Annotated in this window: 11 protein-coding genes; 3 read left to right on the forward strand and 8 right to left on the reverse strand. The window is 40.1% G+C overall.

What is annotated here, in order from left to right:
* Positions 1-51 precede the first annotated feature (51 nt).
* The 4 genes from MJQ52_RS08375 to gutB all read right to left on the reverse strand — a co-directional run bounded on the left by MJQ52_RS08375 (position 52) and on the right by gutB (position 4,177).
* A complete protein-coding gene (locus tag MJQ52_RS08375; protein WP_014417074.1) occupies positions 52-369 on the reverse strand; it encodes a YjdJ family protein in 318 nt (105 codons plus the stop codon).
* A 232-nt stretch (positions 370-601) separates the two neighbouring features.
* Positions 602-1,564: a carbohydrate kinase family protein gene (locus MJQ52_RS08380; protein ID WP_174738491.1), complete on the reverse strand. Its 963-nt coding sequence runs from the start codon at positions 1,562-1,564 to the stop codon at positions 602-604.
* A 101-nt stretch (positions 1,565-1,665) separates the two neighbouring features.
* Positions 1,666-3,042 carry an MFS transporter gene (locus tag MJQ52_RS08385; RefSeq protein WP_063637040.1) on the reverse strand — a complete coding sequence of 459 codons (1,377 nt, stop codon included), beginning with the start codon at positions 3,040-3,042 and terminating at the stop codon, positions 1,666-1,668.
* A 73-nt stretch (positions 3,043-3,115) separates the two neighbouring features.
* Positions 3,116-4,177 carry a sorbitol dehydrogenase gene (gene gutB, locus MJQ52_RS08390; protein WP_063637034.1) on the reverse strand — a complete coding sequence of 354 codons (1,062 nt, stop codon included), beginning with the start codon at positions 4,175-4,177 and terminating at the stop codon, positions 3,116-3,118.
* A gap of 200 nt (positions 4,178-4,377) precedes the next feature.
* On the opposite strand from gutB, the gene MJQ52_RS08395 reads away from it, so the two are divergent.
* Positions 4,378-6,879 (forward strand): tetratricopeptide repeat protein, encoded by a 2,502-nt coding sequence (locus MJQ52_RS08395; RefSeq protein WP_252053047.1) that lies wholly within the window; start codon positions 4,378-4,380, stop codon positions 6,877-6,879.
* A 352-nt stretch (positions 6,880-7,231) separates the two neighbouring features.
* On the opposite strand, the gene MJQ52_RS08400 is transcribed toward MJQ52_RS08395, so the two are convergent.
* Genes MJQ52_RS08400 through MJQ52_RS08415 form a run of 4 tightly spaced genes read right to left on the reverse strand, consistent with a single transcriptional unit; the run spans position 7,232 to position 10,853 of the window.
* Positions 7,232-8,425 (reverse strand): MFS transporter, encoded by a 1,194-nt coding sequence (locus tag MJQ52_RS08400; RefSeq protein WP_017418995.1) that lies wholly within the window; start codon positions 8,423-8,425, stop codon positions 7,232-7,234.
* A gap of 57 nt (positions 8,426-8,482) precedes the next feature.
* Positions 8,483-9,622, reverse strand: a complete 1,140-nt coding sequence (locus MJQ52_RS08405; RefSeq protein ID WP_017418994.1) for an NAD(P)/FAD-dependent oxidoreductase — start codon at positions 9,620-9,622, stop codon at positions 8,483-8,485.
* Positions 9,619-10,086 carry a GNAT family N-acetyltransferase gene (locus tag MJQ52_RS08410; protein ID WP_017418993.1) on the reverse strand — a complete coding sequence of 156 codons (468 nt, stop codon included), beginning with the start codon at positions 10,084-10,086 and terminating at the stop codon, positions 9,619-9,621. The genes MJQ52_RS08405 and MJQ52_RS08410 overlap by 4 nt, the downstream gene beginning before the upstream one ends.
* 32 nt (positions 10,087-10,118) lie before the next feature.
* On the reverse strand, positions 10,119-10,853 hold the full coding sequence (locus MJQ52_RS08415; protein ID WP_017418992.1) for a YqcI/YcgG family protein: 735 nt from the start codon (positions 10,851-10,853) through the stop codon (positions 10,119-10,121).
* Positions 10,854-10,948: 95 nt separating this feature from the next.
* Here MJQ52_RS08415 and MJQ52_RS08420 point away from each other — a divergent pair, with 95 nt between their 5' ends.
* Positions 10,949-11,284, forward strand: a complete 336-nt coding sequence (locus MJQ52_RS08420; protein ID WP_017418991.1) for a cupin domain-containing protein — start codon at positions 10,949-10,951, stop codon at positions 11,282-11,284.
* Between the two features lie 9 nt (positions 11,285-11,293).
* Entirely contained in the window at positions 11,294-12,745 is a 1,452-nt protein-coding gene (locus tag MJQ52_RS08425; protein ID WP_017418990.1) for a class I tRNA ligase family protein, read from the forward strand.
* Positions 12,746-12,958: the final 213 nt, after the last annotated feature.

Here is a 12,958-nt window from a genome sequence, read left to right on the forward strand (position 1 = left end):
AAAAAAGTTTCATTTTCTCTTGAATTTATGTATTTTTATATGAAAATAGTCTCATTCAGCCCATTTGTGCCGGCGGAAATTCTTTATGACCAGATACAGTGAGAACAAAAAATAAACAAACAGCCCGATCATCAACCCGCTCACTAACGGATAATGCTTCGCCGCATACACAAAGAAATCCAGCTGCGAAATCTGTTCCGGACTTGTAATCGTATCCGTCCCATTCAAAAGCTTTGAGAATTTAGCCGTATAATTCCAATCAAACGAATCAGAAACAAGCTCACTCCCCTGATACCAATTGACAGCGGCAAGACAAAGAAAACAAAAAACAGAAAACGCGCATTGCACAATAAGAAAAACATGTTTCATGAAAAACATTCCTCCGCGGTTCAATATCATAGGCCGTCACACTATACATGACGGCAGCAGCAGAAACTTGGTTTTACTCAGAACTGATAAAAACGTGATTGTATGTACTTCACAGCGGTTCAATTTACTGGATGCCTTTCTAAAGTATACCGTATATCGTAAAGGGTTTCAGACCTAAATAAAGAGGATGCTTCCCGAAGTCCGATGACTTTCAAGAAACATCCTCCATACTTTACAGTGATACTTCAACCTCTTTTAAGCTCGGCAAAGCATCGATCGCACCGATTTTGGTGCACACGAGCGCCCCCACCTTATTGGCAAATGAGACAATATCACGCAGCTTCGCAAAATCTTCGGCTGCCGTCTGAATCTCATCCGTGCGCGCCAGCTGATACAGCGCCGCGCCGACAAACGCATCTCCCGCTCCCGTTGAGTCTATTGATGTCACCGGAATGCTCGGAATGATGTCAATATCCTTCCCATTTGAAAGAAGGGTACCGCTTTTCCCGAGTGTCACCGCAACAATGCCGGCCCCGAGCTCATGAAGAACCGCAACACCTTCTTTATGATCCTTCGCACCGCTGATGATCTCAAGCTCTTCGTCACTGACTTTCACAAAATCACTTACGGCAACGGCTTTTTTTGCGGTGTTTATAAACTCTGAAACTCTTCCTTTCCATAAATCCTCACGGTAGTTAGGATCGAAGGAAATAAACTGTCCATTGTCTTTCGCAATCGACATCAGCCGTAAATAGGCTGAGCAAAACGGATCAGATAACAATGCCGTCGCTGACCCGAAATGAAGGATTTTGGCATCGTTTACCTTTTCCAGATCAATATCATCCAGCGTGAACAAAGCGTCCGCTCCTCTGTTAAACACAAAGTCGCGCTCCCCATTTTGTTTTAATGAAACAAACGCAAGCGTTGTAGGCGCTTTCTCATCCATGACGAGCATAGAGGTATCGACATGTGCGGCGTCCAATGTCTGCTTCAGAAAATACCCGAACGGATCTTTGCCTGTTTTTCCGCTGAAAGCCGCGTCTCCGCCCAGCTTAGCAATGGCTGCCGACACATTCGCCGGTGCGCCACCGGCACTTTTTAAGAAATTACGCCCTTCCGTCAAATCAACATCCACATCGGTACAAAAGAAATCAATTAACAATTCTCCAATACAAATAACAGATTGGCTTCCCACATTATCACACTCATTTATCAATTCTCGATTATAGTTTCAGTATAGTGCTTTCTGTCATAAATACAACCGTTTACATAGAATATTTTAAATTTTACGTATACTTATCTGGCAGCCCTTTGTTCCAGATCAGACATCATCTGCTGATATTTTTTTTCAGTTAAAGGATAAAAAGAAATAAGAATAATAGACAGCAGAATGAACAATCCCGGGATGAGCGCATTCATATTTTTAATCGCATTCAATGACGAGGCCGTCTGATCGGTATTCGCGGCATATCCGGCGATTCCGAGATAAACGGCCGAAAATGACCCGGCTAACGCAACTCCGAGCTTATTGATGAAACTCATGCTCGAAATCACCACGCCATCAGCCCGGACTCCGGTTTTCCATTCCGCATAATCGACACAATCGGCAACCATTCCCCAAGCAAGCGTATTTAAAGGCGTCGTAAAAAATCCCGAAACGAAAAGCCAAAAGAAAATAAGCGGCAGCGAAGAATACGATGTAAACTGAAGGCCCGCATAAGAAATCAGCGATAGCGCCGCCGTGATGATCATAACCTGCTTCCGGCCCCGCTTCTCAGAAAAGAAAGGAATAAACAGATTGCTGATCAGCGCTGCGCCGAAAAACAACACGGTTCCTAAAAATACAAATTCCTTATGGCTGACGTTATACGTAAAATAGTACACCATCGTGCTGAGCTTAATGTTAAACCCAATCGCAAACGCCAAAAATGCAGAAACCAAAATGAGCAAAGGCTTGTTTCGGAACAAAACGGACAACGTTTTTTTCATTCCTTGTTTTTTTCTTTTTTCAGGCTGAATCCGTTCCCGCACAGTAAAGAAACTGAACAGATTCAACGCGATGCTCACCGCCGCATAGATAAGCGCCGTCATCTGAAATCCGAACGCCTGATCTTTCCCGCCGATGGCGTCCGCAAGCGGGGTCGCACAGGAAATCGATAACAGAATTCCGATATAAACCAAAATCATCCGGGTCGTCGTCAGAACCGTCCGTTCCTCCACGGAATTCGTCATCCGCCCCGTTAAGCTGTTGACCGGAATCGTCTGCATGCTGAAGGACATCCCAAGCAGAATATAAGTGATGTACGCATAAACCATGTTCCCCGTCTCGCCGAAATGAGGGGTCGTGAAGCATAAGAACGTAAATAGCGCAAAAGGAAACGCCACCCACAAAAGATACGGCCTTGCCTTTCCCCATCTTGTATTCGTCTTGTCTAAAAGCACGCCCATAATCGGGTCAAAAATAGCGTCCAGCACCCTTACGATAAGAAACAAAGCTGCAATGACCGCAGGCTTAATGCCGCCGACGTCTGTATAGTAGAATAATAAGTATGCGTTTACAAACTGAAAGATAATATTGTACGACATATCGCCGAATCCGTAGCCGATCCGTTCCATCCAGGACAGGCCGCGATATTTCGTCTTTACTGCCGCTGCTTTTTCTGTTTCAATCATCATTTCCCACCCCAAGAATCCGTTTTCATTTTTGATAAGCAAGAGGGAGAATGCAAAGATCCTCCCCGTTCACTCAGCGATTTGGATACACCATCACTTTTAAGCATTCATTTTTGTATTGAAAGGCCCGTTCCATCGCCTCTTGCGTCTGCTCCAGCGGATATTGGTCCGTTATAAGGTGCTTCGTGTCCACTATGCCGGAAGCGAGAAATTCAATTCCCTTCGGATACGTATTCGCATAACGGAAGATTCCGTAAATATCAATCTCGTTATCCGCAATAAACGGCACATTGAGCGGAATCTCGTTCTGAGAAGGCAAACCGACAATCGCCAGTTTTCCGCCCCGGCGCACGGAAGCCAGTGCGGATTGCAATGCCGCCGGATTCCCCGCTGTTTCCCAAGCAGCATCAACGCCTCTGCCATTCGTGATCGTTTTGATTTCTTCACCGGCATCCTGTTCCCGGACATTGATGACATGCGTCGCTCCCATTTTTTTCGCAGCTTCTAACCGCAGCGGCTCCAAGTCGGTCACAATAATTGTGCCTGCCCCGTATGCTTTCGCTGCCGCAACGGCCATCAGCCCCACAGGGCCCATTCCCATGATCGCAACCGTTGAACCGGGCTGAAGCTTCGTTCTCGAGGCCGCATGAATACCGACAGAAAACGGTTCGATCAATGCCGCATCTTCATAGGATAGTGAATCCGGAATCGAAAAAACAAAGTCCTGGCGCATTTTGATATATTGGACAAACGCGCCGTCAACCGGCGGTGTCGCCAAAAACTGTACATCCGGGCAAAGGTTATAACGCCCCTCCTTACACGCCTCACAGCGTCCGCATGTGACACCGGGTTCGACAGCGACCCGGTCTCCTATTTTAAATTGATCGACAGACGATCCGATGGCGGCAATTTCTCCCGCGCATTCATGACCGAGGATAAATGGTTTTTCCACTACATAATTGCCTATTCTGCCATTTGTATAGTAATGCAGATCAGATCCGCAAATTCCGACAGCCATCACCTTAATCAACACTTCATCATGATTGATCTCAGGCACGGGCAATATTTCGATTTTGATTTCTCTCGTGTTGTGCATAACCGCCGCTTTCATGTTTTGAGGCACTGTGTGAGTCATTTGGCAAAATCCTTTCTCTTCTCTGAAATGTAAGTGCATACATTTTTGTTTTCTCTATTACTGCCCCTATTTTATCTGCTTTTCAAGACGTTCAACAGCCTTTCCTGCTGTATAAAAGGACAGCCGCACTGTACTTTTTATTTTTTCATATACAAAAAACACTGAATTGATAAAATAGTACTAATAGGAGGTGCAGGCTAATGGCTGAACTTGAAAACCGGACACATTTTGCAGAACTGCTGGCACCTGCCGTCAAATCGCTGAAACTTCATCCTGATTATAAAGTCAGAAGGAAAAAGAACGAAAAAACAGGACAGTCTTATATAGATCAAATCGCACTCCGATTAGGCGTTTCCTCTAACACGATCAAAAGCTGGATCGGACAGATGGGCGGAAACTACATTCCCGGACGAATTGACGACGGAAAGCTGTTCGGCATGATCTGGATCATTATAGAAAAGACTGATATGGATTCTGAATGGCTGACCGATCTTCTGGAAACCACCACCATTCCCGTCATCAAACCCGCATTGCCCGTTTGGACGGCGTCTTGTCTAAAAAAAGCAAAAATACTCCGGAAAGACGGATCATTCGGAGCGCCGAGTGATGACGATGTTGAAAAAGCAGTAAAGCGGCTGTTTCATGACAGACCAAGCCATGAAACGAATGCGCTTACGGAACAGCCCGTCACGCATAACTTACCGTCACGCCGGACCGGAAACTTTATCGGCCGCGGCTTTGATATAGAAGCGATCCGGCAATGGATGCTTTCTCCGTCACCGGTTTGTTTAATCACAGGCTGGGCCGGCATGGGAAAAACAACGATCGCTCTTGAAGCAGCCTGCCTTTGTGCCGGAGGTTCTTCAAATTGGCCGGCATTCAACAGCATCATCTGGATCAGCGCTGACTGGAAAGGATTAAGCTTCAGTGATTTTTTAAACACGGTCGCCTACCAGCTCGGACGCACCGAACAAATCGACAAATCCATCAACGAAAAACGGTTCGTCGTCCGCAATGCATTAGCCGCTCATTCAAATGAAAAACCCGTGCTGCTGATCGTTGACGGCATTGATACAGCGGAACGTGACATTCACGAATTTATCATCGGCCTTCCGCAAGGCGTAAAAGTCCTCCTTACGGCACGGGAAAACGTAAAACAGACATACCGGGACGGCCTCGGAGAACTGGCGGCCATCCAGCTGAGCGGTCTTGAACAAACGGATGCCCTTGATTTTTTCCATCAAGAAGTGCACCGCTGTCTGCAAACATGCAATCTCCCGCATAAACGGGAAAAGCTGGAGCAGCTGTTGCAGCTATCGCCTGACCTTAAGAATGAATTTGTCTCGGCAGCCGCCGGCAACCCGAAGGCCATGGCACTCAGCATTGCATACATGTCAGACGACGACATCCCCGCTCCCCAGCTCATTCAAGAGCTTAAACAAGCGGGTTACTCATTATTGGAATTGTTTGAGGTTCTCTTCGGCCGCACATGGAACAGATGTCATGAAGACACACGGAAACTATGGCAGACGCTTTGCTTTTTCGCTAAGCCCCCTGACGAAAAAAGCTTGGCTCAAGCGGCCGGATTAGACGCCCGCCGTTTTCATTACGCGATTGAGCAAATGCGGTCATATGCTTTAATACAGCCGGAACGAAGCGAAGGAAGAATTCAATACGCAGCCCATCAAACCGTTGTCGCTTACGGAGAACAGCACTTATCCGAAAATCCTGATTTTGCAAAAGAAGCCCGAAGCCGCTGGGCGCATTATTATATGGATTATGCGGAAACCCATATAAAACGGGAAAAGCCGAATTCCGTCTATTGGAGCTATCTGCTGGGACGGAATTTAGAGCTAATGAAAAAGGAATGGCCGAACATCCTAAAGGTCATCGAATGGTCGGGCGAAACCGGACAACATGACATCCTGATCAAACTCATCATCCGTATCAGCCATTTTCTAAGCAGAATCAACCTGCCCCAGCGAATCGAATACGGATTAAAAGCCGCCGATGCCGCCCATCAATCAGGCGAACACACACGGGAAGCCTACTTCAGGATCGACACGGCAGGCTGGGCGCTGATGGAAGTCAACGATTCAGACGGAGCTCTCAGGCAAATAGAAGCCGGCCTGAAGATACTCGAACAATCAGGCGCACCGGATCACGATGACTTGAAAGTATGGGGAATCGCCCTGCAATCGAGGCTGCTGTTAAAAACCGGAGATCCGGACAAAGCGGCAGCAATGCTGGACGGCATCAAAGATCAGCCCGTCTCGCCCATTATCCGGCACAGGGTTCTTCTGGTCCGCGGCGACCTGAGTTTCGCCCGCTCTCACTATGAAGAAGCCATCACATTATACGAAGCGGCAAACACAACCAGCGCCGCATACGGCGGCGAAAAAACGATAGAAGCCTATTTCAACCTGGGCATGGCTTACGTCAAGTGTGATCAACTCGAAAAAGCGGAAAAAGCCTTTGAACAGATGCTCTATGACAAACACAACGCCAATCAAGTTGAACTGATCTATTATCATTATGGAATGGCACAGCTGTTGTACCGAAAAGGAGAGAAAACGAAAGCAATAGAATCGAATCAGAAAGCAATTCGTCTGATTGATTCGTGGGAGCCGGGGATTGGGATTCGAGGTGAGGTGGAGCAGTTGAGAATGGTGCTTGAAGGAAATGAGGAAATCACATTGTAGTAAGGAAAGTGTGAGTTCCATCTTAGATAACCCCCTCACACCTTATTTATAAATAAATCAGGCCTTATCAGTTGAGTAAACTGATAAGGGCTATCTGATAGGGCCTCATGAGCATTTCAGATAAAATCAAATAGTTATTCAAGTTAATTACAGCAAATTCGATCCATGTTCTATTCATTTATAGCTACGATTGACAGACCATACTGAATATATGAGTCAGATAATAATTCTAATGGGACTGTTCCAAATGGGAAATAGAAAAACTTGCGATCATTTTTCGAATTCAGTTAATATTAGGAATCTTCAATTTAAATCGAACCAAATTAATTTGTTATCATTCCTTTTAAATATTTTAATTCAAGGAACTATCTCTTCCTTTACCTTTATTTATTCGTAGAACATTTGTCTGTCTAATAAAGAACAAATAGAAGAACAGAAATGAATAAAAAATAATTAAACTTGAAATTCTGAACATCCACTGAAATCCCAAAATATTCACCAAAAGCCCCAATAAACAAGAACCTAATGCAATTCCGCTATCGAAAAATAAATAATAGGTTGAATTCGCTGTCCCTAGAGCCGAGGAATTAACACTATTCACCATAATGGTTTGCAAACAAGAAAATACAGATCCGAAACCAATCCCCAATAATAAACCTGCAATGCAAAAATCTACATATGAAGAGGAATAACTAAGCAATAACATTCCACAGATATAAACAAAATATGAAACAGTTATAATTTTTTTCCCTTGAGCCTTATCAAATATTTTTCCAATTACAGGACGAGATATAATCATTGCAACCCCATAACATAGAAAAAAATAACCACCAGCATGGGGCTCATCCATAGCCTCAGTATACAGAGACAAAAAAGAACTGATCGAGCAGTATCCAAGTGCTAATAAAAATGCTATAAAAGAAATTTTCAAAACAGCTCTCTCAAAAAACTTAATTTTTCTTTTTATTTTCCCTTCTTTATTCATGCGAGGAACTTGAACCAACATACCTATCAAAAATGTTAAAAATGAAGATACTGTTGCAATTAAAAACATTTCGTGAACTCCAAAATTTGAGAATATATATAGACCTACAAAAGGACCTAGTACCATTCCAAGGCTCATTCCAGTGCCATAGTATCCTATGCCTTCTCCCTTTCTTGAGCTTGGAACAAGTTCGGCTGTAATTGTACTTAGAGTTGTAGTCATCATACCATAAGTACAACCATGAAATATTCTAAGCAATAGCAAAGATTCAAATGTCTGTGCTCCATAATATAAAAGGTTAGCAATTAAAAATAATATAGAGGATATTAGTAATAATATTCTTCTATCAAAACTATCGAGGCAATTTCCAATAAAAAATCTTGCAATTGTTGAGCCAATAATAAATACTGTTAAAATAATTCCGGCACTGATTGAACTTTTATTCATTATGTCAACTACATACATTGGTAATACAGCCATTAACATATAGTAACTGAAGAACATAAAAAAACTGGCTGTTATTAAGGCCATAAACGAATTTGTCCATAGTTTGTCCTCCATAGTATCTCTCCTATTAAGATTAAGAAACATATCTTTAAACACAAAAAGCCCAAAAAACTATATTGGGCTTTGTTTATTGAACCTTTCCATTCTGGTATTATTCAATTCAGCCATTCTTTCGTTATGGAAAATCTCTCTTGCCAAGATTAATCCTATAGAAGGTGCAATTTTAAAGCCGCTGCCATTAAATCCAACCATAAGATACAGATCATCAAATTCAGGATGAACCCCGATAATTGGAAGCCCATCACTTGTATAAGAATCGAAACTTAGTCTGCTCCCAAGATACTCTGCCTTATGAAGCAAAGGTAATCTTCCTACCAGTTTCTCTTTTGCAATCTGCATATCTCCATAGTCTAAATAAGAACGATCTTGAAGCAGAGCACCTGAGTGACTCATTTGAACTCCAAATAAAAGACGGTAATTTGAGAAAATTCGAAAGTATGTACCTATAGTTTCGTCAATACAGCTTGTTAAGTGTGATACCGATTTTTCTTTATCCCATTCAATAAAACCAAGGCCAATCGATTTCTTAAACATAGGCAGTCTCAATCCTAGTTCTTCCAACAAAAAATTTGCCCATATATTATTGGCAACCACATATTTATCTGCACGAATACTCCCGATATTTGTTTGTATCCCTGTAATCTTTTTTCTGTGATGTAATATCCTCTCGACTTTGACCCCTTCTAAAAGCTTCATACCTTTCTTTTCAGATTGTTTAATAAAGGTTAAAGCAGTTTTTGCAGGATCGGCATAACCGCCGTTAGGCTCGTAAACAATCGCACCTATTCCCTCAAGAGAAAAATCTGGTTGAAACTGTTGGAACTCATCTGGTGACAAAACTGAGACCTGGGAACAATATCGGTTTACTTTTTTCGCATTTGCTCTTAATTGGTCTGAACGAGTAGAATCTGTTATAAATGAAAACCCAGTTTTTTTAAAACCGCAGCTTCCACCAATTTTATTTCCCCAGTCAGCGTAAGTATCATAACTTTCAACAGCCCTTTTAGTATACCATTCGTTTTCATGAAAAATTCTTATGAATCCACCAGATTTGTGTGTTGCTCCATTCCCTGGTGGAATACCTTGTTCACATAACGCAATATTTTTCAACCCTAATTTTGTTAAATAGTATGATAAACTTGCTCCCATTATACCTGCACCAATAATTACTACATCAAAATGCATTTTCATAGTATTATTTCATAGTTTATCCAATTTTTATTAGTATTCACACCACCCATTTTTTCGTAAAGTGTCTGAGCTTTCAAATTATCATGAGATGTTTTCCAATTCATGACTGCATAGCCGTTTTCTTTAGAAAATTCCAAGGCATATTTAAACAACATTTCTCCTAACCCTTTCCCTCTATATTCTGATGAAATAAATAAATCGTTTAGAATAGATATTGCTTTAACCTTAGTAGTACTAAATGTGAAATATAAAGTAGCAAAACCAATAATCTCACCATTTTTCTCCATCAAAAACTGTTTTCCTGATCCGGGGTTATCGACTAAATAATTTATATGATTTTCTAATTCATTATCAGTAGGATCTGGGCATTTATAAAAATCAACAATATAAGATCTAACCACAGGGATTAACTCAAGTGTATCGTTTTTCGTAACAGGTCTAATTTTCAAATCAATTTTTGACATAAGAACAACATCCTTTATTTTTTAGTTAAATTTTATTTGTATTGCAGAGTATTTTTGAATGGACATTTTCCCTTAAATGGAATATTGTCATCATCATAAACATAATTCTTCCATCTCTCGCCTTGAACTTCCCCCAATTCTGAAAGATCGGGATGCGGAGGTACATCATCCCATTTTCCTAATCTAGTTCTAATAAGCTGTCGCACCTTCCTGCCTTTAGGATTATGACTTTCGATCCCATTAAAAATAGAGTTAGGCTGTATTACTAATACAAGTGAATTCCCAAGGTTTCTGCTCTTTCTTTTCAATAATGGGGGAAAACATGAGGTAATGAATAACTCCTCTCCACCAAAACAAAATCCCCACTGGGGATCTTCAGGATCTTTTGGTACATCTGATGGCCAACCTGATGGATCATTTTCATGAAGAAAATTAAGTATTTCCCACGTTCTTTTCCGATAAAATTCAATATTTTTTTTTTGTAATTCTGGTTTAAAAAAAATAATAATGTTCTGTTCGTATATATTATTTGCATCCCTTTTTTCTAGGAACGTTTTCAAAGCTTTAACAGCATCTAACAAGTCATCCTCAACATATGAATAATATAAATCCCCTTTGTTTTCAGCCGTTGTAGCAAAATAGCAAGGAAAATCTTTATTACATACCTTCTCTTTGTAATTGAGATATTCTTCCGTAAACCAGTCTGGGACGTTTATCCCTGCTTCTAAATCACTCTTTTTAAAAAGAATTGCCTCATTAGTTTTCAAAAAACAGCCCCCCATATATGTTGATAAATACCACTATTTTCATTATAATGATTATTGTGAAAATTACAATATGTAAATTTATAGGGGGAGTTTATTTGCAAGTCATTAGTAGAAATCCAGAGAATTTCACAGAAGAATATAACGTTATTCTAAGGAGGCTATTTCCAGCAAATGAACAATGTATAGATTCAAATATACCTTTTTCATCATCATGGGTCATAGTGGAAAAAAATAAATTTACTGATCCTCACCGGCATGATCTCCATGAAGTTTTCTTCATAACTGAAGGTGAAGGAATACTAAATATAGATGGAGAAGAAAAAATAGTTACAAGCGGTGACGTCATTTATATCTCTCCTAATAAGGAGCATACCATTAAAAATAAGAAAGAAAATAAACTTATTTTTCTAACAATTTATTGGAACAAATAGGAGGAAAATATGAATAAAAGATATCTTATAACAGTTCCGCCGCCTACACCTAATGGAGACCTTCACATTGGCCATTTATCAGGGCCCTTTTTAGCTGCGGACGTGCTTTCTAGAATATTCAAATTAAATAATAAACAATATCAATATCCTTTTAGCACAGATAGTTTCCAAAGTTATGTAACTTTTAAAGCCTTCCAATTAGGGAAATCACCCAAACAAGTCAGTGTGGACAACACCAATAACATATTAAATACATTACAAAAATTAAATGTACATCTTGACTTTTATAATCCTTTTAGAATTGAACATCAGAAGTATACACAAAAATTGTTTGTGGACTTATATGAAAAAGGTGTTTTTATTAAGAAAACAATAAAGATTAATCACTGTGAGCAATGTAACCAATACCTATATGAAGCTTATGTGATTGGTGAATGTCCGCATTGTGCTCACCAATGCGGGGGGAGCTACTGTGAAAAATGTGGTCTGCCAAATGATTCTGAAACTCTTCAGTATCCAAAGTGTAAGAAATGCGGGAGAGACGCTCAACTTAAAGAATTAGATGTAATTGTATTTCCTATTGAAAAATACAAACCTTTTTTAAAAAACTTTTATAGGAAATATAATTATTTATGGCGTAAAAACACACAAAATTATACGAAGGAAATTATAAACAAACATTTAAATGATATTATTCTTACTAACATGAATGACTGGGGTATTAATGTACCAATAAGGGGATTTGAGGGACAAGTTATAAATGCTTGGTTCGAGATATTGCCAGGTCATATCAATAATTCTGATTCCCAAGATTCGCTCTGGAATAAGGAATCAAATTCAGAAACAAACATTATCCAGTTTTTTGGGTTTGATAATATTTTTTATTATTTAGTGATGTACCCTGCTTTACTTCATGCAATGAATAATAAGATTATTCCAAAATATTTCTATTCGAACGAATTTTATTTAATAAATGGAGATAAATTTTCCACGAGTAGAGGAAATGCAATATGGGGAAAAGATTTTATTGATGAATATACCTGTGATTTTGTACGTTATTACTTATCTTTAACCTCTCCGGAAACTCAACAAACCAGTTATCAGCCTAAGGAAGTAGCTAAGGAGTACGAAAATTTTAAAGAATTAAATATGCTGATAAGCACTATTGAATCTTTAAATCGAGAAATCACTGAGCCTATCGCTTTGTTATTGGAAACCTATACGGAACGTTTCTATCAGGCATTTCAACTTGAAGTTTTCTCTTTAAAGACTATTGCTACCTTAATAAAAGAATTTATTACTGAAATTAAAAACCTGAATGCACTGGATAATTTTCATATTCTAAAAAGTTTAGCTGTTTTCTCATACCCGATAATGCCTGATTTCTCCAAAACCATCACTGAAAAAACAAAGACCGCCTTACTGTGGAATGAATTATTTGGATCTGTTCAGCAATTATGACATACAATACTCTTTATTCAAATTCAGTTAACTATCAATTCGAAAAAATCACACCAAATTTCTAGAATAAGAAATTAAAAAGCGAAGTAAATTCAGCATAGACTAGATGGATGGTTAAGCTATACTAATTCAATTTTTTATGCACTACAACAGTCGAAAGAGGCTTTTCACTAAGAGAGAAGCCTCTGAAGTTTATAACAGACTTAATAATGC

It is taken from the genome of Bacillus sp. jun7, from assembly GCF_051034795.1.
GTDB lineage: Bacteria > Bacillota > Bacilli > Bacillales > Bacillaceae > Bacillus > Bacillus velezensis.